The sequence below is a fragment of the Methylophaga thiooxydans DMS010 genome (assembly GCF_000156355.1).
In the GTDB taxonomy this organism is placed as follows: domain Bacteria; phylum Pseudomonadota; class Gammaproteobacteria; order Nitrosococcales; family Methylophagaceae; genus Methylophaga; species Methylophaga thiooxydans.
In genome coordinates this window covers 301,628-321,082 of sequence record NZ_GG657899.1, presented here as the reverse complement: position 1 = coordinate 321,082, position 19,455 = coordinate 301,628, and the positions used below count along the sequence as shown (strand labels likewise).

The following is a 19,455-nucleotide window of genomic DNA, read 5'->3' as shown; positions in this document are numbered from 1 at the left end:
TGTTAAAGCACGTACTTGATCAGTTCGTGGCTACTCAGTTCCTGATAGATCGCATCTAGTTGTGGTTTGCTGGTTGCGCGGATAGTCACCGTGATCGACGTAAACTTACCGCCTGAGCTTTGTTTTGTTGAAACAGCACCTTCGTTAATATCTTCAACATGGCGGCGCACAATTTCTACCACAACAGCATCCAGCTGTTCAGATGTCTCGCCCATTGCTTTAATGGCGTAATCGCAGGGAAATTCAAGTAGCGTCTCTTGCTCGTCTTGCTCACTCATACTTTTCCCTCCTGTTTATACCGCTGATACAGCGCATCAATCTGTTGCCAAATTGGGCCGGGCTTGCCAGTAGCAACAGGTTTATCATCCAGCGTCGTCACCGGCAGCACTTCACGGGTAGAACTACTGATCCAGATTTCTTCAGCGCGATGTAAATCTGCGTCTGACACAGCTTGTTCACGATAGTTGATACCGGCTTTATCAGCTAACTCCAACACCAGATCACGGGTAATGCCAGGCAGGACTTTTTCATCTTTTGGGGCAGTGTAAAGTACACCATCCAGCACCGCATAGCTGTTGCTGGCAGAGCCTTCTGTCATAAAGCCATCCCGAATCAGTAGCGCTTCCTGTGCACCCACATCCTGTGCTTTTTGCCGTAACAAACTATTGGGTAACAAAGTAATCGCTTTAATATCACATTGTGACCAACGTATATCCTCAACCGTAATCGCTTTAATACCATCTCTTTTATACGATTCGGGCAAAGGCTTGATGGGATTACTCATAACAAAGGCTGTTGGCTCAACGCCTTCTGGAAACACATGATCCCTTGGCGCAACACCGCGGGTAACCTGTAAATAAACGGCCTGATCGCCCTGTCCATTCTCCGTCACTAGCTGCGCGATAATGTCTGACCATTTATCGTCACTATATGAGTTTTTCATTCGCACGCCATCTAGGCTGCGTTGCAAGCGCTGCAAATGCTGTATCAGTCGAAACGGGCGTCCAGCATAGACTGGAATGACTTCATAAACACCATCACCCAATAAGAAACCACGATCGAATACTGACACGCGTGCTTGGTCGGCGTGCATAAAATCGCCATTGAGGAAAACTGTGTTCACGGCTAACCCCAGATCCAAAGCAACACTTCATCAATCAATCGACGCCACCAGCTGCCTTGTTCTACCGCATTAATCGCCACCAATGGTTGGGTTGCAATTACTTCATCACCAAGACGAATTTCAACTTCCCCCAGTTTCGCACCGACTTCAATCGGCGCAATGATAGGTTGCTCAAGATTCGTGCTGGCAACAAGGTTTTCGTATTGCCCTCTTGGTACAGTCACAGACAGATCTGTAGGCAATCCCAGTTCGACGATGTCTTGCTTACCTTTCCAAACCTTGCTTTCTGTTACGCCCACATTGGCTTGATACAGTTGGTGAGTCTCAAAGAAACGGAAGCCATAATTAAATAATTTCTGTGTTTCTTGGGCTCGAGCATTTTCACTGCGCGTACCCAACACCACCGAAATTAAACGCATGCCGCTGCGTTTAGCTGACGCCGCGAGACAATAGCCAGCTTCTTCCGTATGGCCGGTTTTTAGTCCATCAACGCTGTTATCACGCCATAAAAGCTTATTTCGGTTGTGCTGAGTAATATCGTTGTAGGTGTATTCTTTTTCTGAGTACCATTCATAATGCGCTGGAAAATCACGAATCAATGCCGCTGATAACACAGCTATGTCACGCGCAGTGGTGTAATGGTCAGGATCAGGTAAACCCGTAGCATTACGGTAATTAGTACCGTACATGCCGAGCTGTTGTGCATATTGATTCATCATCTGGGCAAAGGTTTCTTCACTACCCGCAATATGTTCTGCTAATGCTACCGCGGCATCATTACCAGACTGCACAATCATGCCGCGTAATAAAGCCTCAACAGATACCTTAGTGTTGACTTCAATAAAGCTGCGCGAGCCCACCATACGCCAGGCTTTTTCACTGATCAGTACCTCATCATCAAGCTGAATATTACCGGCATGTAACTCATGAGAGACTACATACGAAGTCATCAACTTGGTAATACTGGCAGGCGGTAAACGCTCATCCGCATTCTCTTCTGCCAAAACTCGACCGCTATCATAATCAGTCAACACATAGGCTTTTGCTGCAACATTGGGGGCCGATGGCTTAGGTGCTATCGCTCCTGCATGGGTTACAGTTAAAGGTAGAAAAAACAATAGAAATAAAACAACTTTCGTGTTTCTCAGCATGTTGAACTCTCAGGTAAAAAAAGGGTTATTCGATGACAATATGGCTATCGCGAAAGCCAATATCAAACAATTTTTCGGAAAGGTTATCACCATAGGCAACATCAGCTACAGGTCCCATTCTGACGCGATAGAGTGTCCCCTGCACTGCCTCGAAAGGCTCAATGATAATGTTATCTGTAAAATCCTGTTGCAGACGATTTTTGACTTGCTCAGCCCGACTTCGCGAGCTAAATGCGCCCACTTGAAGAAACATCAGCGCTGAGCCTACGGGCTTTTCCGGCGTGGTCTTTTCAGCCTCTGGTGACAAAGCTGTTTTCTGTAATTTACCCGGTGTGATCGTCCTAACTTCTACCAGTCCCGTTCCTTTGGCCACAATCCCTAATTTGGTAGCGGCGCTATAAGATAGGTCAATCAGACGGTTGCCATGAAAAGGACCACGGTCGTTGACTTTCACTATCACCTTACGACCATTTTCAAGGTTGGTGACCTCAGCATAACTCGGCAATGGCAACGTCTTATGTGCTGCCGTCATTTCGTACATGTCGTAGGTTTCACCACTTGATGTGCGACGTCCATGAAACTTGGTGCCATACCACGATGCAATGCCTTTTTCTCGATAGCCTTCAGCACTGGTCAATGTGTAGTAACGCTTACCAAAAACTTCATATTGTGCCGGGTTACCGTACTTGCTTCGAGGTTCATACTTAGGCACCGCATCTGGAATTTGGCTGACATCAGGTACTTTTGTTGGCGCACTGTCTTTTTCAGTGATGACACCGCCACACGATATCAAAAGCAGGTAGACCGCTATCAGGCCTGTTCTGCTTAGAAAAGAGGAATAGCTCATTACAACTCACCAAATTGTTGTCGAATCGCCTGCGCTAACTGCGTCACAGCCATGGCATACATACGACTGTGATTATAACGGGTAATAGCATAAAAATTCTGCCTACCAAGCCAGTATTCTTCCCCTTCTGGTTGCGTTAACGTGACGATAGATAGAACATCATTACCCGCTGGCAATTGCGCCAAGCTAAATCCTGCTACTGCCAGCTCTTCTCTGCTATAGCTTGGTTTCAAGGCATTATCGAGCATCTTTTCCGACAGTTCATTGTTCACTTCTGTGCGGTGCACAATGGATTGTCCAGGGACCCAGCCATGTACTTTTAGATAATTGGCAATACTGCCAATTGCATCAGTATGGTTGGTCCAGATATCACGACGGCCATCGCCATCAAAATCAACGGCATAAGCTCTGTAGCTGCTAGGCATAAACTGCCCTAAGCCCATTGCTCCGGCATATGAACCCACTGGTTCTAACTGCGACATTTGTTCTTCTCGCGTTAGAATCAGGAAATGTTCCAACTCACTACGGAAAAAAGGGCTGCGTGGTGGGTAACGAAACGCTAAGGTTGATAACGCATCAATAACACGATAGCCACCAACATTACCGCCATAACGTGTTTCCACCCCTAAAATGGCAACAATAATTTCAGCTGGGACGCCATAAGTCGCCTCGGCATGCGCCAATGCTTCTTTGTGCTCTTGCCAAAACGCTACGCCACCATTGATACGGGACTCGGTGATAAAAATATTACGGTAGTCGTACCATGGCTTACTTTTCTCAGCGGGACGTGAAATCGCTTTGAGAATGCTGTCTTTCACTTCAACGTCATCAAAAACAGCTTCCAACTCGTCACGATTAAAACCGTGTTCTGTCACCATTTCATCGATAAATACCGATAATTCAGGTAATTCGGCGTCTGCATGCACCGGCAAAACGACCATAAAAACAATGCTAATACTGAGTAAAATGTGCTTCACGGCGACATCATCCTTCGGTGAGTATGAATAGACATGAGAATACCGAAGCCTGCTAGCAAGGTCACCATTGAGGTACCACCATAGCTAATCAGGGGTAACGGCACCCCAACCACTGGTAACAATCCGGTTACCATTCCAACATTAACGAACACATAGACAAGGAAAGTAATTGAAATACTTCCCGCTAACAAGCGGGCAAAACTACTTTGCGCCTGACCGGCAATAAATAAGCCTCTCCCCGCTATCAAAAGAAACAGGAAAAGTAGTAACGCAACACCTACCAAGCCGAATTCTTCCGCAATTACCGCGAAGATAAAGTCGGTGGAACGCTCGGGCAAAAACTCAAGGTGCGATTGTGTGCCTTGCAACCATCCTTGACCGAAGGTACCGCCAGAACCAATCGCTATCTTTGATTGAATAATGTGGTATCCCGCGCCCAGCGGGTCAGTTTCGGGGTTTAAAAAAGTCAGTACCCGACGACGCTGGTAATCATGCATGAAATACCACAACACCGGGGCGGCGGCGGCACAGGTGCCTAAAAAGGTGAGAATAATACGCCAACGTATGCCGGATAGAAACAAAACAATTAAACCGGAGCTGGCGATCAGAATAGCGGTACCTAAATCGGGTTGTTTGGCAATCAGAAATGCTGGTAAACCAATAAGCATCAGTCCAAAGATTAAACGCCAAGCCGAAGGTGGCAAAGGACGCTCGGCTAAAAAGGCAGCGACAAGGATCGGTACAGCCAGCTTGATAATTTCAGACGGTTGAAAGCGGAAAAAACCTAAATCTAACCAACGCTGTGCGCCTTTCCCTTCATGACCAAAAAACAATACGGCAAGCAACAACACCAAACCAAACCCATACAGCCAATAAGCACTGTCACGCATACGATCGGGGTTGATTTGAGCAACGATTAACATCGCCATCAACGCCATGCCCATTCGAACAAGCTGTCTGACGATGAGCCCCATGTCTTGTCCACCCGCACTATAGAGCATCATCAAACCGATACCTAACAGCAACAATAACCCCATCATCAATGGCGCATCAATATGCAGGCGCTGCAGCAAATGACTCAATTGCCACGAATTGGCTTGTCTGTTCTCACTGATCAGGCTGCTCATCAATCTCTTCGATTATTCCAAAATGTTGTTTTATCATTTCGCGCGCAATAGGCGCTGCCGTTTTGCTGCCACTACCACCGTTTTCGACAACCACTGCGACAACAAACTCAGGTTTGTCAGCCGGCGCAAAGGCAATAAATAAAGCATGGTCATGTAGTTTGCGTTCTAGGGTCTCAGCATCATATTTTTCATCTTGGGCAATGCCAAATACCTGCGCTGTACCTGTTTTTCCTGCAATTTTGAATGGCATGCCTTCACCAACGTGTCGTGCAGTACCGCGTGCACCGTGAATGACTTCCACCATTGAGTCTATCACTGCCTCCCAATGCTGACTGTTTTCCATTGGTAGGCTGTGCACATTGTTGCTATTTCGCAGTTGCATGTCAGCATCACCCGCCGCTCGACTAGCTCGAACCACTTGCGGCGCAGTAGTGACACCACGCATTGCCAAAGTCGATGTGGCATGGGCTAATTGTATCGGTGTGGTCTGGTTAAAGCCCTGACCGATTCCAGAAATTAGTGTCTCACCTGGAAACCATGCCTGGTTACGACTACCGCGTTTCCATTCTTTTGATGGAGACAATCCTCTGCTTTCGCTCGGTATATCAACGCCTGTTCGATGCCCAAAGCCAAATAAATCCAGAAATTGATGCATGCGATCAATACCGAGCGCGTGAGCCAGATCATAGAAATAGACGTCACATGACTGGGCGACCGCATCTTTTAAATCAACGTGACCATGACCATAATGTTTCCAACAACGATAACGATGATCGTGGCCAGGCAAGGTGTACCAACCGGGACAGTACGTTTTCGAATGCTCTGTCACCACCCCTAACTCCAATCCCGCCAGCGCGACAAAAGGCTTTAAGGTTGAACCCGGAGGATAATGGCCACGCAAGGCACGATCAAATAATGGCCGATCTGGCGAATCTCTTAACGTACCGTACTCTTTAGTACTGATCCCTGATACAAAAGAATTCGGATCAAAGTCTGGTTTACTTACCATTGCCAACACCCCGCCAGTACGAGGGTCCATGGCGACAACCGAGCCGTTGTAATCACCTAATGCTTCTGAGGCAACACGTTGCAGGTTAATATCAACATGCAGAAAAAGATCATCGCCTGAATGAGAGGCAACTGACATCAATTCGCGAACAATTCGACCTTGAACATTTGTTTCAACTTGTCGATATCCCACGTCACCGTGTAAATCATCTTCGTATTCTTTTTCAACACCGGTTTTACCGATCTGCAGCGTCCCTTTGTAATTTTGCTGATCAATGATCTGCATATCCCGTTCATTGATACGGCCAACATAGCCGACTGCGTGAGCAAATAAATGTCCTTGGGGATAATGTCGGATCAGACGCCCTTCAATATCGACACCGGGGAAGCGATGACGGTTAGCAGAAAATCGAGCCACTTCCTGCTCCGTTAAACGTTGACGGATCACCACTTGCTGGAATCGGCGGTGTCGATTTAAGCGCTGCTGAAATTCACTGACATCGTCTGCCGTCAATGCCAACAAATCGCTTAACTCGTTTAAAGTCTGTTCGATATCAGGCACCTTCTCAGGCACCATTTCTAAACTGAAGGTAGGAATATTTTCAGCCAGTATCACACCGTTGCGGTCGTAGATGAGTCCACGCTGGGGTGGCAATGGCTCGATATCTACACGATTTCGGTTGGATAAGGAATCAAAGTGTTCGTATTCCAGGACTTGCAAGACGACCAGTCTGACAATCACCACAGCAAACACCAGCACTGACAAAACAGCTGCAAAAATTAGGCGGCCATTGATCAAACGGCTTTCGCGGAAATGATCTTTTAAGGTAAAGCGAGATGCCATCGTTTTAACTAACTTGAAAGGTTCGTCTGATTTTACGCAAGGTGGCAAACATCACGGGCCATAATAAGGTGCTCGTTAACACAGGCATCCAGATTAGCCATGTCGATTCGCTTTTAGATGTCACCACTGAAACCAGGTGCACCACAACCACAACCGACAAAATCGTGAGTGCTTGCTGCCATAAGGGATATTGACGTAATTGCAAATGAAAACGGGCAATCAGATACACCGCAAAAGCATAGCTAAACGCCATGATGCCAAGCGTGCCGCCCATGGTCACATCCATCAATAAGCCGACCAGCCACCCCACACCAATACTCACTCGGTGTGGTAGTGCCATTGCCCAATATACCAAGGTCAGCACAACCCATTCAGGCCTAAAATAACGTGCTGTCTCTGGCAGTGGCACCAGCATTAACAGCATTGCTACAATCAAGGTCAGTATGATGACCACACCATTACGAGATTCAGCTGTTGTCGCCATTAACCTGCTCCTCTTGTGGCTCTTCAACAGCGTTTTCCGACGCTTCAGGTTCTTCTATAGCGACAGGTTCTGCCTGAATTTTTTCACCCGGCAACACCAACATAACCTCACGACTGGTGGCTAAATTAGCCGCCGGCTCAACTTTAATGTCTGCAAAGGCTTTACCTTGAGGGAAATCCACGGCAATTACTTCACCAACAGGATAGCCAACCGGGAAACGTCCCCCTAAACCAGATGTGACTAATAAATCGCCCACCCTGATATCTGCATTATGCGGTAGAAAATCCATTTGTAGTTTTTCACCCAGACCACGCCCGGTGACAACAGCACGTAGACCGTTACGATTAATCTGTATCGGAATGCTATGACTCGGGTCGGTCAGTAACACCACTCGGCTTGATAACGGTGAGGTTTCAGTTACTTGCCCCATCACACCTTTAGCGTCGAGTACCGGCTGACCCACATAAACACCGTAATTTTTACCTTTATCAATCACTACTTGTTGTGAAAAGGGATCCAGATCCACCGTTAACAGTTCGGCAACTTGTACCCGCTCCTGCAAACGAAATGAAGAGCCCAGCAACTCTCGCAAGCGCATATTTTCACGCTCCAGAGCCTGCATTTTTTGCAAACGAATGTTCTGCAACATATTGCTGGCTTCCAATACCGCCATTTTCTCTCGCAGTTGTTCACGATCCTGGAAAAAATCTTCTATCCAATCGACAAGGCTGGTCGGCATAGAAGCCGTCACCTGAATCGGATACACCACGGTGGACAAAACAGAACGTACAGGTTTGAAATAATCCAACCTTGAATCAAGGAAAAACAGCACTAAAGATGCAAGCAGTGCCAGCATCATGCGTGTGTTTAACGATGGATTGTTTGCAAATAACGGTTTAATAACTAGCGTCCAAAACTAAAAGACCTTCGCAAATGCCCGGCACTCGCAAAGGTCTTGCCATAAATACACCAAGCAGTGCTTATTCGAATGTAAAAACGTCAGTGCCCTTCTCATCAATCATTTCAAGAGCTCGACCACCACCTCTGGCAACACAGGTTAGCGGGTCTTCTGCAATAATCGCTGGCAGGCCAGTTTCTTCAATCAATAAACGATCGAGATCACGTAACAAGGCACCACCACCGGTCAACACGATACCGCGCTCAGCCACATCGGCACCTAATTCTGGTGGCGTCTGTTCTAATGCGGTTTTGACAGCAGCTACGATGCCTGACAACGGATCCTGCAATGCTTCCAGAATCTCATTGCTATTCAATGTGAAGCTTCGCGGCACACCTTCAGCAAGGTTACGACCGCGCACTTCCATTTCTTTTACTTCATTACCCGGATAAGCCGAACCAATTTCTTTTTTGATTTTTTCAGCCGTGGACTCACCAATCAACGTGCCGTAGTTACGGCGCACGTAGTTGACGATCGCTTCATCGAATAAATCACCACCAATACGGACAGAGGCAGAGTAAACAATACCGTTTAAAGAGATAACCGCGACCTCAGTCGTACCACCACCGATATCTAATACCATCGAGCCGCTGGCTTCATCGACTGGCATACCGGCACCGATTGCGGCTGCCATCGGTTCTTCAATCAAAAACACATCGCGCGCGCCAGCGCCAGCTGCTGATTCACGGATTGCGCGACGCTCAACCTGTGTTGAGCCGCAAGGAACACATACCAAAACGCGCGGACTTGGCTTTAAAAATCGTCCTTCGTGCACTTTCCGAATAAAGTGTTGCAACATTTTTTCGGTTACGGTGAAATCGGCAATCACACCATCTTTGAGCGGTCTGATAGCCGTAATATTACCTGGCGTCCGTCCCAGCATGCGCTTGGCTTCAACACCAACAGCCGCTATGGAGCGAGGGCCACCGGGTCCTTTATCCTGACGAATCGCCACCACTGACGGCTCGTCGAGCACGATACCTTTACCGCGCACATAAATCAGCGTATTAGCTGTTCCCAGATCGATCGACAGATCGTTGGAAAAGATTCCACGTAAACGTTCAAACATTGAAGAAACCACACCTGAAAGGGCAAAATGGATACTTTAGCAATGCTCTGGGCTGTTGGGCAAGCAAGTAATCATTTAAACTTCACGCTTTGTTGAAGCAATTAACATTTGGAACTGTCGATGAGTTTAGATAAACACGATGTAGAAAAAATCGCGCACCTAGCGCGTCTGTCGATACAGGAAGACGACATCCCTCACTACGCACGGGACCTGAACAACATCCTCAACCTGGTTGAGCAAATGAGTGCGGTTGATACCAACGATATATTGCCTATGGCACATCCACTGGATGCGCATCAACGGTTACGTCCGGATAGCGTAAATGAAGTCGATCAGCGTGAAGCATTTCAGGCGATTGCCCCAAAAACTGAAGCCGGTGTCTATCTGGTTCCTAAAGTCATCGAATAAATCGAAACTCAGGCAAACACATGCATAACAAATCACTCCCAGAACTCTCGACAGCCCTGCATTCAGGTGAAATCAGTAGTGTTGAACTGACCCAGCATTACCTTGATCGTATCAATACACACAATAAAACACTGAATGCGTTTATCAGCGTTACCGACGATCGCGCTTTGGAACAAGCCAAAGTGGCGGACAAAATGCTGGCAAACAAAACGGCTGGCACATTGACCGGTATTCCGCTGGCCCACAAAGATATTTTCTGCACTAAAGGTGTCCGCACAAGTTGTGGCTCCAAAATGCTGGATAAGTTTGTCGCGCCTTATGACGCCACGGTTGTGGAAAAAATTGACGCGGCAGGCATGGTGACTTTGGGTAAAACCAATATGGATGAGTTCGCGATGGGCTCTTCCAATGAAACCAGCTTTTACGGCGCAGTCAAAAACCCATGGGATACCGACCGCGTTCCCGGTGGTTCTTCCGGTGGTTCAGCAGCGGCAATGGCAGCACGCCTGGCTCCTATCGCAACAGGGACTGACACTGGTGGCTCAATTCGTCAGCCCTCGTCATTATGTAATCTGACCGGTATGAAACCGACTTACGGTCGTATTTCACGCTACGGCATGATTGCGTTTGCATCGAGCCTTGATCAAGCGGGTCCAATGGCTAACAGTGCAGAAGATGCCGCCTGGTTGATGAATGTTATGTCAGGCTTCGATAAACGCGATTCAACCAGCGTTGAGCGTGATGTACCTGATTACACCGCGACCCTGAATGACTCATTGGAAGGACTGACGATTGGTCTGCCAAAAGAATACTTCGGCGAAGGCCTGGACCCAAAAGTCGCAGCAACCGTCGAGGCGGCCATCAAGAGTTATGAATCGATGGGCGCGAAGCTGAAAGAAATTACCCTGCCAAACACCGGCCTTGCGATTCCGACTTACTATGTTGTCGCGCCAGCAGAATGTTCATCAAACTTGTCGCGTATGGATGGGGTGCGCTTTGGTCATCGGGCTGAGGATCCTAAAGACTTACTGGATCTCTATACCCGCTCACGCGGTGAAGGCTTTGGTGAAGAAGTGAAGCGTCGCATCATGATTGGTACCTATGCCCTTTCGGCAGGGTATTACGATGCTTATTATCTGAAAGCGCAGCAATGCCGACGTCTGATTAGTAATGACTTCCAGCAAGCATTTAAAGAAGTGGACGTCATCATGGGCCCAACGGCGCCGACACCAGCATTCCGTTTTGGTGAAAAAACTGATGATCCCGTTGCGATGTATCTGGAAGATATTTACACCATCAATACTAACCTCGCGGGTATACCAGGCATGTCCATTCCTGCTGGGTTTGTTGATGGCTTACCGGTGGGTCTGCAAATCATTGGCAATTACTTCGATGAAGCACGTTTGCTCAATGTGGCACATCGCTACCAGCAGCAAACAGACTGGCATAAACAGACGCCGGACGCGTTTAAATAAACGACAAATTTAAAGGGGCTTCGGCCCCTTTTTTAATGTCTGCTATGCTTGGCAGCAACATCCATCACGGTAGAAAGGAAGTCGCTGAATGAAAGCTGCAGAACTGTTTATCAAATCGCTTGAAAATGAAGGCGTCGAATTTATTTTCGGGATACCGGGCGAGGAAAATCTGGATGTCATGGATGCCCTGCTCGACTCCAACATCGACTTTATTACCGTCCGCCATGAACAAGGTGCCGCTTTCATGGCTGATGTCTATGGCAGGCTTACCGGCCGTGCAGGCGTTTGTCTAGCGACCCTAGGCCCCGGTGCCACCAATCTAATTACTGGCGTGGCAGATGCCAATATGGATCATGCGCCGCTAGTCGCCATCGCTGGGCAAGCATCAACCCATCGCCTGCATAAAGAGTCGCATCAAGTGCTCGATCTGGAAGCGATGTTTCTGCCGATTACCAAATACTCAACACGTATTGTTAGCCCTGAAGTCATTCCTGAGATTATCCGTAAAGCGTTTAAGGTCGCGCAGACCGAAAAAACCGGCGCCTGCTTTATTGAGTTTCCTGAAAACATTGCCGAGATGGAAGTTGATGACACGCCTTTACGTGTTAAGCACGCCACCCCGCCGGAACCGGCAGCAGAACATATTGAACGTGCCGCTGAAATTATTTCCAATGCGAAAAATCCGATTATTTTAGCGGGTAATGGGGTCATTCGCTCCAATGCCTGTGAGGAATTAAGCGAGTTTGCTGCAAAGCTAGGCATTCCGGTTGCCAATACCTTTATGGCGAAAGGCGTCATTCCATTTCGTCATCCCATGGCATTAGGTAGTGTCGGCTTACAATCTAATGATTACGCTAACTGCGGCTTTGCTAATGCTGATGTCATTATCTGCATTGGCTACGATATGGTCGAATACCATCCCTACCTGTGGCATCCATCACGGGACCGCACTATTATTCACGTCGATACCAGTCATGCTGAAGTTGATGCACATTACAGTGTGGTATTAGCAGTGGTTGGTAATATCCGTCACAGCCTTAATCGTATTGCCGCGCTGACGACACCGCATGAAGGAAAAGCGCTAAGGGTACTGCGGGACAGTCTTATCACAGAAATGAACCTGCACCGCGACGACACCGAATTCCCAGTAAAACCACAGAAAATCATCTGGGATCTGCGTACCGCTATGGATTTGGAAGATATTGTGATCTGTGATGTCGGTGCACATAAAATGTGGATGTCTCGTATGTTCCGTTGCGAATACCCCAACACCTGCATTATTTCCAATGGTTTTGCCAGCATGGGTATAGCCTTGCCCGGCGCGATTGCAGCCAAACTTGCCCACCCTGAGCGCAAAGTAGTTGCGGTAACCGGTGATGCCGGTTTTTTAATGAACTCACAAGAGATTGAAACCGCGATGCGATTAAATATCGCTATCGTGATTTTAATATGGAATGATGCCAGTTACGGTTTGATTGAGTGGAAACAACAAAATCAATTTGGTCGTAAAAGTCATGTAGAATTTACCAATCCAGATTTTGTGCAATATGCGCAATCTTTTGGCGCTGTGGGTGTCAGAGTGGAACAAACTGAACAACTGATGCCGATTTTGCAAGAAGCATTACAGCGCGATACGGTGACAGTAATCGATTGCCCGGTTGATTATCGGGAAAATCTCAAACTGACAGAAACCTTGGGACAAATTACCTTAACGACATGAAACCAGTAATAAAAAACTTACTCATCGTGCTGATCGTAGCCTTCGCTGCTGTGGTGTCATTTCTTGTCATGCCACCGTCACAACAAGCCATGCCTGAAATTAGCTTTACCGATATTGATGGCGGCGAGCATCAGCTGGTCGACTACCAAGGCAACCCCATTTTGATGATTTTTTGGGCTACCGATTGTCCCGGCTGTATCAAAGAAATGCCTGAACTTATCGCGTTACATGATGAATACGCTGAGCAAGGGCTGAAAATGATCAGTGTTGCGATGCCTCACGATTACCCTGAACACATCAAAACTATGCGCAAACAGAAAGGCCTCCCCTACCTAATCACATGGGATAAAACTGGCGAAATTTCTGAGGCATTTGATAATGTCAGAGTCACCCCAACGCACTTCCTAATTTCGCCAGAAGGTGAAATCGTGATGCGCAAAATTGGAGCACTAAAATCAGAGCAATTAAAACAAAGACTCGCTGCGATGGGACTTGAGCCCATACAGTCATAAATTCACTACACATCTAAAAGCATATATGGTATAAAGTTCGGCTTTGTAGATGCAGGCAGGGACCTTATTTGGAACCCTGTGGTAAAAATAGGTTCATCAGGAGCAGGTTCTAAAATGGCCAGAGTATGTCAGGTAACGGGCAAGCGCCCTATGAGCGGAAACAACGTTTCTCACGCTCACAACAAAACAAAACGTCGTTTCTTACCCAACCTTCACTCACACCGCATTTGGGTTGAGTCAGAAAATCGCTGGGTCAAGCTGCGTGTCAGCAACCATGGTCTTCGCATCATCGATAAGAAAGGCATCGATGCAGTTCTGACTGATATGCGTGCTCGTGGCGAAAAAGTTTAGGAGATAAAGAGACATGCGCGATAAAATTAAATTAGTCTCATCTGCGGGTACAGGTCACTACTACACCACAGACAAAAACAAACGCACCATGCCCGAAAAGCTGGAAATCAAAAAATTTGATCCAGTTGTTCGCAAGCATGTGATGTATAAAGAAGCAAAAATCAAATAATACCGGCTAATTTGCCAGTATTAACAAAAAGCCCGCTATTGCGGGTTTTTTTGTGCCCATAAGATGATTATGATGGGCATTCGTGATGGAGAGTGATAAATGGAAACGCTAAATGAGCGCCCATTGGTTGTTATCGCCAGACAACCAATTTTTGATCGACAATATGATATTTATGCTTACGAACTATTGTTTCGGAGTGCCAGCGATCAAACATTTGCTGATCTGTCCTCATTGTCTGGTGACACCGCTACCAGCCGTGTTATTAATTATGCTTTTCTAGAACTTGGTATTGAACGTGTAATTGGTAACCACACCGCCTTTATCAACCTGACACGAAACTTTATTCTCAATGAAGATCCGCTTCCGACCAGTCAAAACAGGGTCATTGTCGAGATCCTGGAAGATATTATCGTTGATGATGAGCTGCTGGATGGTGTTAGAAAATTAATTAAGCAAGGCTACACCATCGCGCTGGATGATTTTATCTTCCATGAGTCATTACGTCCCTTAGTTGAATTGGCGTCGATTATAAAAGTCGACATTCTGGCTTTAGATGAAGCGGCTTTGCGTGAGCATGTCACTATTCTTCGTCAATACGACGTCAAGTTACTTGCTGAAAAAGTGGAAACCCGCGAAGAGTTTGAATTGTGTATGGAACTTGGGTTTGATTTTTTTCAGGGCTTCTTTTTCTGCCGTCCTGATAACATCGAAGACACCCCCATCCCTGATAACCAGCTTATCTTGGTTAAACTCATGCAGAAGTTGCAGGAGGAGGATGTTGAATTTGAAGAGATTGAGCAGTTAATTAGTCATGATCCCGGGTTAACTTATAAGCTGCTGCGCTTACTTAACTCTGCCGCTATTGGCATGCCAAGACAGATTAATTCAATTCGACAAGGTCTCGTTATTCTTGGGCTGAAAGCGATTAAAACCTGGACCTCACTAATTATCATGAGTGAGCTTGACTCCGTACCGGAAGAACTCTTAGATCAGGCATTGATTCGCGCTAAGATGGGCGAGTCACTGGCGCCTCACTATGATTGCAGCTCTGAAAGTAGCTTTCTAGTTGGTTTATTTTCAACGATTGATGCCATGCTCAATCAGCCTATGGCAATCATTGTTAAATCGTTACCGCTAGCTGATGAAACTAAGCAAGCGCTGTTACACAAACAAGGTGAGTTAGGCCAGCTACTGAACGATATTGAACTATACGAACGCGGCTTATGGAGTGAGTTGGAGAACGCGAAGGCTTCTCTGGAAATCTTCAGCCAGAGTTATATTAATGCCGCAGAGTGGTCTATACAAACAAAAGAAGTGGTTTAAGCATGATGAAAGAGCCGCTGCTACAAGCTTCAGAATTATCACGTTACTTCGGCACTGAAGTTGCCGTAAACAATGTGAGCTTTACCATTCATAAAGGTGAAGTACTTGGCTTTTTAGGGCCAAATGGTGCAGGTAAAAGTACTACCATGCGTATGCTCAGCGGCAATCTGGCACCTGATAATGGTCAAATCATTATCAACGGTGTTGATCTATTGGATCATCCCAAACAAGCCAAAGCGCACATCGGTTATCTCCCCGAAACACCACCACTTTATAAAGAACTGACTGTTGCTGAGTTTTTACAGTTCTGCGCACGTCTTAATGCTATCGACAAACAGCATCAAAAGGCTGCTATCGACTCAGCCATAGAACGTTGTGGTCTAACAAACGTCAGCAACAGGCTCATTGGCAATCTATCAAAAGGGTTTCAACAGCGTGTAGGGATTGCTCAGGCCATTATTCATTCGCCTGCCGTGGTGATTCTGGATGAACCCACATCTGGTCTTGATCCCATTCAGATCAGAGAAATTCGCCAGCTTATACGCGATATCGCAAATGAACACAGTGTCATTCTCTCGACACATATCCTGCCTGAAGTACAAATGCTCTGTGACCGCGTGCAAATCATTTCACATGGTCAACTCATGTTTAATGACAGTATTGATGCGTTAAGTCAGAAAATGCAGGCATCCAGCCTTCTATTAGCCTTTGAGCAGCCCATGCTTGCAGAGAAAATGCGACATATCCCTGGCATAGAAAACATCGACACCCTTAGCGATTATCGCTTTCGCGTGCACTATCACCCCGACACGAACCCGACACAGTCGCTGCTTCAACTCGCGGTAAACAACGCCTGGCAACTGTCCATGTTGATGCCTGAGCAGCATAGTTTGGAAGATGTGTTTATGAAAATTATCCAAAACGAAGATACCGATGCTTAATATCGCGCGTAACGAATTACACCGTTTATTTCTGTCACCACTTGCCTGGGTTATCCTGGCAATGACTCAGTTATTGCTGGCCTATTTATTTCTGACGCATATTGATTATTTCAACTCGGTCCAGAGTCAAATTTCGGCTATACCCGGCGCTCCCGGCGTGACCGAAATGATCGCCATTCCATTACTCAATAATGCTGCCATTATTATTCTGCTGATCAGCCCATTGCTGACTATGCGCATCATTGCTGAAGAAAGGCGTAATGAAACGCTCTCACTACTTTCTTCGGCTCCTATGAGTATTCGCCAGATTGTGTTGGGCAAGTACTTTGGCACCTTGAGCTTTTTTATGCTGCTCGCCCTCCTAACCCTACTGATGCCAGTATCATTACACGTTGGTAGTACGCTTGACTTATTCCAACTTGGCGCAGCCATGCTCGGTCTAACCCTGTTGATAGCAAGCTTCACTGCCATTGGCCTCTATATCTCCTCACTCACCAAACAGCCTGCCATTGCCGCAGTCAGCACCTTCGCGATTCTGTTTTTTCTGTGGATTATTGACTGGGCCGGTAACAGCAATGAAGGGTTTTCTGTATTAAGTTGGCTGTCTTTACTCAATCATTTTCAACCCATGACCCAAGGCCTAGTTAATACACAGGATGTCAGCTTTTACCTGACTGTCATTGTGACCTTTATTCTTCTGACCATTCGCCGCTTGGATAGAGAGCGACTCGACTGATGAAAATAACTCGACAAACGCAACGCCTGTTTCGCTTGCAGCAAGGCTTTTTTTATATTTTGTTAGTGACCGTCATTGTGCTGTTAGCAAAGCTATCAATCGACACCAACCGTCAATTTGACTGGACGGCCAATAACCGGCACACCTTGTCAGAAACCAGCATACAACTGCTTAAAGAAATTGATAACACCATCAATATTCAGGTCTTTATCAGTCCCAATGATCAGTTACGCCCTGCCACTGTCGAATTATTATCACGCTATCAGGCACACACAGATAAGCTCGACATTTCTTACATTGATCCAGCATTTTCACCCGATCAAGTACGTGCTTTGAACATTCAACAACAAGGTGAAATGGTTGTCAGTCTGGGCGAACAACAGCAACATGTTTTCGATCTATCAGAGCAATCTCTCACCAACGCATTGATCACTGTTTCGCGTCAACAGGAGCAATGGCTTGTATTTATTGAAGGTCACGGTGAACGTAGTCTGTTTGAACAATCGAATTTTAGCCTCAGCACTTGGGCGCAACAGCTACAAAGCCAAGGCTTTAAACTGCATGCTCAAAACTTGGTTAAAACGCCAGAGATTCCTGACAACACAGCGGCATTAGTGATAACCAGCCCAACACGGGATTGGTTAACGGGTGAAGTCGCCTTAATCAAAGACTACCTCGACCAAGGCGGTAATTTACTCTGGCTGACAGAGCCAGAGCAGACCGACTCACTCAATGCCTTGTCTGAATCATTGGGTATTGATTTTGTGGCGGGTACGGTAATGGATCCGAATACAGCCATGCTGGGCATTGATGATCCTCGTTTTGTGTTAATCAGTGACTACGCCAATCACCCCGTTGGTGTGGCTACAGCAAGTGTTTCCCTTCTCGCAGAAGCGACTGCACTACAACAATCTGGGTCAGAAAGCTCGCGAAACTGGCGTTATTTAAACTTATTAAACAGTCAGCCTGATGCGTGGGTCGAGTCCAGCGCGATCACTCAGGAAAATATCCCTTTGCAACAATTTGATAAGGGTGCCGATTTACACGGTCCCTTTTCGCTCGGTTATGTTCTTACCCGAGAACAACAAGCGCAGAGTAGAAACCAACGCGTTGCCATCATTGGTGATAGTGATTTTGTGAGCAATGCTTATATTGGCAATGCCGCCAACTTAGATTTGGCAATGGCCCTTGTTAATTGGCTAGCCCATGATGACAAATTAATCAAAATTCCCGTAAAAACCAGTGTCGGCACGCAACTGACTCTCACAAAAAACCAATCACTCATTCTCGGCTTGGGTTTTCTGGTGGTGTTACCATTAACGTTACTGGCAATTGGCCTGGGTATTTGGTGGCAGAGACGACGCCGATGAAAAGCAGTTATCTAACGAATCTGGTGTTATTAATTGTTGTGCTCGCGTTGCTCTGGTTATCACAACGTGAGCAACCGGTATCGGATCAAACACCGACTATCAGTAGTTTATCTGCTTTAGACGTATCTGCCATCGAGATTGCCCAAACAAACAAGCCTATGATCAAGCTGGCGCGACAGCATGACGCATGGATGCTGACCGCCCCCTTTGACGCTCAGGCAAATCAAACACGTATAAACCTCCTGCTGAGCCTATTATCAGCACCGATTTATGGCCATTTTCAACCCATGGATCAGGCCTCTCTTGATCAATTCGGCCTCAGCAAGCCTGAAACAACATTAACCTTCAACGACCAGCATTTTTATTTCGGCGGTGTTGAAACCCTAAACAAGCGGCGTTACGTGTTACATAAAGAGGTGATCTACCTGCTTGACGATAATGTAGCACCGCTACTCAGAGCCTCAGCCGGTAGTTTTGTCGATAATCGCTTGATTGCAGAACAAAACACCATCACACAATTAACGATAAGCGACCTAAGCGATAACGAAATTAGCCTTAGTCTTCAAGATGGGCACTGGCAAAGTAGCGGCTTCCAATCAAATACTGATCAACTGAAATCCGTTATTGATAGTTGGCAAATGGCGTATGCCATGCAAGTACGCTACCTTGATAAGCAAACAATCAGCACCTTACCAGCACCACAAATTCGAATATCGCTTGAAAACCGTGCAGAACCATTAGAACTCATCATGACTGAAACGGCGCAAAGCCTGCAGATTGTTAACCCAGCTCTACAGCTTCAATATGATTTTCCGCTGGCATTAAAGAAACAACTACTGCCAAATACCGATACTGAATAACG

At 46.6% G+C, this 19,455-nt stretch carries 21 protein-coding genes and 1 pseudogene; 12 read left to right on the top strand and 10 right to left on the bottom strand.

Annotation, left to right across the window (positions count from 1 at the left end; all coding sequences use genetic code 11):
• Positions 1 to 2: 2 nt before the first annotated feature.
• The 10 genes from MDMS009_RS10430 to MDMS009_RS10385 form a co-directional block, all read right to left on the bottom strand.
• A complete protein-coding gene (locus MDMS009_RS10430; RefSeq protein ID WP_008291382.1) occupies positions 3 to 278 on the bottom strand; it encodes an HP0495 family protein in 276 nt (91 codons plus the stop codon).
• The gene (gene dat / locus MDMS009_RS10425; protein WP_154647018.1) at positions 275 to 1,123 is read right to left on the bottom strand and encodes a D-amino-acid transaminase; all 849 of its coding nucleotides are present in this window, start codon (positions 1,121 to 1,123) and stop codon (positions 275 to 277) included. Before dat ends, MDMS009_RS10430 begins: the two co-directional genes overlap by 4 nt.
• 2 nt (positions 1,124 to 1,125) lie before the next feature.
• Entirely contained in the window at positions 1,126 to 2,274 is a 1,149-nt protein-coding gene (locus MDMS009_RS10420; RefSeq protein ID WP_008291290.1) for a D-alanyl-D-alanine carboxypeptidase family protein, read from the bottom strand.
• A gap of 25 nt (positions 2,275 to 2,299) precedes the next feature.
• Entirely contained in the window at positions 2,300 to 3,121 is an 822-nt protein-coding gene (locus tag MDMS009_RS16600) for a septal ring lytic transglycosylase RlpA family protein (RefSeq protein WP_008291244.1), read from the bottom strand.
• Positions 3,121 to 4,062, bottom strand: coding sequence for a lytic murein transglycosylase B (gene mltB / locus MDMS009_RS10410; RefSeq protein WP_008291564.1), 942 nt, complete (start codon positions 4,060 to 4,062; stop codon positions 3,121 to 3,123). Before mltB ends, MDMS009_RS16600 begins: the two co-directional genes overlap by 1 nt.
• Before the next feature lie 32 nt (positions 4,063 to 4,094).
• A complete protein-coding gene (gene rodA / locus MDMS009_RS10405) occupies positions 4,095 to 5,225 on the bottom strand; it encodes a rod shape-determining protein RodA (protein WP_008291761.1) in 1,131 nt (376 codons plus the stop codon).
• Positions 5,206 to 7,077: a penicillin-binding protein 2 gene (gene mrdA, locus MDMS009_RS10400; RefSeq protein ID WP_008291600.1), complete on the bottom strand. Its 1,872-nt coding sequence runs from the start codon at positions 7,075 to 7,077 to the stop codon at positions 5,206 to 5,208. Before mrdA ends, rodA begins: the two co-directional genes overlap by 20 nt.
• A 4-nt stretch (positions 7,078 to 7,081) precedes the next feature.
• Positions 7,082 to 7,561, bottom strand: a complete 480-nt coding sequence (mreD, locus tag MDMS009_RS10395) for a rod shape-determining protein MreD (RefSeq protein ID WP_008291309.1) — start codon at positions 7,559 to 7,561, stop codon at positions 7,082 to 7,084.
• Positions 7,545 to 8,462, bottom strand: a complete 918-nt coding sequence (mreC, locus tag MDMS009_RS10390) for a rod shape-determining protein MreC (RefSeq protein WP_081443618.1) — start codon at positions 8,460 to 8,462, stop codon at positions 7,545 to 7,547. Before mreC ends, mreD begins: the two co-directional genes overlap by 17 nt.
• Before the next feature lie 79 nt (positions 8,463 to 8,541).
• Complete coding sequence (locus MDMS009_RS10385; RefSeq protein ID WP_008291235.1) at positions 8,542 to 9,588, bottom strand: rod shape-determining protein; 1,047 nt, start codon at positions 9,586 to 9,588, stop codon at positions 8,542 to 8,544.
• Between the two features lie 120 nt (positions 9,589 to 9,708).
• On the opposite strand from MDMS009_RS10385, the gene gatC reads away from it, so the two are divergent.
• From gatC to MDMS009_RS10330, 12 genes and pseudogenes are all read left to right on the top strand, one after another.
• Complete coding sequence (gene gatC, locus MDMS009_RS10380; RefSeq protein ID WP_008291383.1) at positions 9,709 to 9,996, top strand: Asp-tRNA(Asn)/Glu-tRNA(Gln) amidotransferase subunit GatC; 288 nt, start codon at positions 9,709 to 9,711, stop codon at positions 9,994 to 9,996.
• Between the two features lie 20 nt (positions 9,997 to 10,016).
• The gene (gatA, locus tag MDMS009_RS10375) at positions 10,017 to 11,471 is read left to right on the top strand and encodes an Asp-tRNA(Asn)/Glu-tRNA(Gln) amidotransferase subunit GatA (RefSeq protein WP_008291566.1); all 1,455 of its coding nucleotides are present in this window, start codon (positions 10,017 to 10,019) and stop codon (positions 11,469 to 11,471) included.
• An 88-nt stretch (positions 11,472 to 11,559) separates the two neighbouring features.
• Positions 11,560 to 13,191, top strand: coding sequence for an acetolactate synthase large subunit (locus MDMS009_RS10370; RefSeq protein ID WP_008291311.1), 1,632 nt, complete (start codon positions 11,560 to 11,562; stop codon positions 13,189 to 13,191).
• The gene (locus MDMS009_RS10365) at positions 13,188 to 13,703 is read left to right on the top strand and encodes a peroxiredoxin family protein (protein ID WP_008291741.1); all 516 of its coding nucleotides are present in this window, start codon (positions 13,188 to 13,190) and stop codon (positions 13,701 to 13,703) included. Before MDMS009_RS10370 ends, MDMS009_RS10365 begins: the two co-directional genes overlap by 4 nt.
• A gap of 114 nt (positions 13,704 to 13,817) precedes the next feature.
• On the top strand, positions 13,818 to 14,054 hold the full coding sequence (gene rpmB, locus MDMS009_RS10360; protein WP_036312664.1) for a 50S ribosomal protein L28: 237 nt from the start codon (positions 13,818 to 13,820) through the stop codon (positions 14,052 to 14,054).
• 13 nt (positions 14,055 to 14,067) lie between these two features.
• Positions 14,068 to 14,223, top strand: a complete 156-nt coding sequence (rpmG, locus tag MDMS009_RS10355; protein ID WP_007146528.1) for a 50S ribosomal protein L33 — start codon at positions 14,068 to 14,070, stop codon at positions 14,221 to 14,223.
• Between the two features lie 99 nt (positions 14,224 to 14,322).
• Complete coding sequence (locus tag MDMS009_RS10350; RefSeq protein WP_008291725.1) at positions 14,323 to 15,546, top strand: EAL and HDOD domain-containing protein; 1,224 nt, start codon at positions 14,323 to 14,325, stop codon at positions 15,544 to 15,546.
• A 77-nt stretch (positions 15,547 to 15,623) separates the two neighbouring features.
• Positions 15,624 to 15,986: pseudogene (locus MDMS009_RS16745) on the top strand (ATP-binding cassette domain-containing protein); the annotation flags it as partial.
• 3 nt (positions 15,987 to 15,989) lie between these two features.
• Entirely contained in the window at positions 15,990 to 16,487 is a 498-nt protein-coding gene (locus MDMS009_RS16740) for an AAA family ATPase (RefSeq protein ID WP_406564443.1), read from the top strand.
• Positions 16,480 to 17,223 carry an ABC transporter permease subunit gene (locus tag MDMS009_RS10340; protein WP_008291717.1) on the top strand — a complete coding sequence of 248 codons (744 nt, stop codon included), beginning with the start codon at positions 16,480 to 16,482 and terminating at the stop codon, positions 17,221 to 17,223. The genes MDMS009_RS16740 and MDMS009_RS10340 overlap by 8 nt, the downstream gene beginning before the upstream one ends.
• On the top strand, positions 17,223 to 18,593 hold the full coding sequence (locus MDMS009_RS10335) for a GldG family protein (protein WP_008291508.1): 1,371 nt from the start codon (positions 17,223 to 17,225) through the stop codon (positions 18,591 to 18,593). Before MDMS009_RS10340 ends, MDMS009_RS10335 begins: the two co-directional genes overlap by 1 nt.
• Positions 18,572 to 19,453 carry a DUF4340 domain-containing protein gene (locus tag MDMS009_RS10330; protein WP_154647016.1) on the top strand — a complete coding sequence of 294 codons (882 nt, stop codon included), beginning with the start codon at positions 18,572 to 18,574 and terminating at the stop codon, positions 19,451 to 19,453. The genes MDMS009_RS10335 and MDMS009_RS10330 overlap by 22 nt, the downstream gene beginning before the upstream one ends.
• The last annotated feature ends 2 nt before the right edge of the window (positions 19,454 to 19,455 follow it).

Excerpts from the sequence above, each read along its gene's own strand:
- mreD (WP_008291309.1), bottom strand. The coding sequence starts at position 7,561 with ATGGCGACAACAGCTGAATCTCGTAATGGTGTGGTCATCATACTGACC.
- MDMS009_RS10370 (WP_008291311.1), top strand. The coding sequence starts at position 11,560 with ATGAAAGCTGCAGAACTGTTTATCAAATCGCTTGAAAATGAAGGCGTC.
- mltB (WP_008291564.1), bottom strand. The coding sequence starts at position 4,062 with ATGGTCGTTTTGCCGGTGCATGCAGACGCCGAATTACCTGAATTATCG.
- rpmB (WP_036312664.1), top strand. The coding sequence starts at position 13,818 with ATGGCCAGAGTATGTCAGGTAACGGGCAAGCGCCCTATGAGCGGAAAC.
- MDMS009_RS10385 (WP_008291235.1), bottom strand. The coding sequence starts at position 9,588 with ATGTTTGAACGTTTACGTGGAATCTTTTCCAACGATCTGTCGATCGAT.
- MDMS009_RS10430 (WP_008291382.1), bottom strand. The coding sequence starts at position 278 with ATGAGTGAGCAAGACGAGCAAGAGACGCTACTTGAATTTCCCTGCGAT.
- gatC (WP_008291383.1), top strand. The coding sequence starts at position 9,709 with ATGAGTTTAGATAAACACGATGTAGAAAAAATCGCGCACCTAGCGCGT.
- gatA (WP_008291566.1), top strand. The coding sequence starts at position 10,017 with ATGCATAACAAATCACTCCCAGAACTCTCGACAGCCCTGCATTCAGGT.
- MDMS009_RS10340 (WP_008291717.1), top strand. The coding sequence starts at position 16,480 with ATGCTTAATATCGCGCGTAACGAATTACACCGTTTATTTCTGTCACCA.
- MDMS009_RS10335 (WP_008291508.1), top strand. The coding sequence starts at position 17,223 with ATGAAAATAACTCGACAAACGCAACGCCTGTTTCGCTTGCAGCAAGGC.
- rpmG (WP_007146528.1), top strand. The coding sequence starts at position 14,068 with ATGCGCGATAAAATTAAATTAGTCTCATCTGCGGGTACAGGTCACTAC.
- rodA (WP_008291761.1), bottom strand. The coding sequence starts at position 5,225 with ATGAGCAGCCTGATCAGTGAGAACAGACAAGCCAATTCGTGGCAATTG.
- MDMS009_RS10365 (WP_008291741.1), top strand. The coding sequence starts at position 13,188 with ATGAAACCAGTAATAAAAAACTTACTCATCGTGCTGATCGTAGCCTTC.
- MDMS009_RS10420 (WP_008291290.1), bottom strand. The coding sequence starts at position 2,274 with ATGCTGAGAAACACGAAAGTTGTTTTATTTCTATTGTTTTTTCTACCT.
- MDMS009_RS10350 (WP_008291725.1), top strand. The coding sequence starts at position 14,323 with ATGGAAACGCTAAATGAGCGCCCATTGGTTGTTATCGCCAGACAACCA.
- mrdA (WP_008291600.1), bottom strand. The coding sequence starts at position 7,077 with ATGGCATCTCGCTTTACCTTAAAAGATCATTTCCGCGAAAGCCGTTTG.
- MDMS009_RS16600 (WP_008291244.1), bottom strand. The coding sequence starts at position 3,121 with ATGAGCTATTCCTCTTTTCTAAGCAGAACAGGCCTGATAGCGGTCTAC.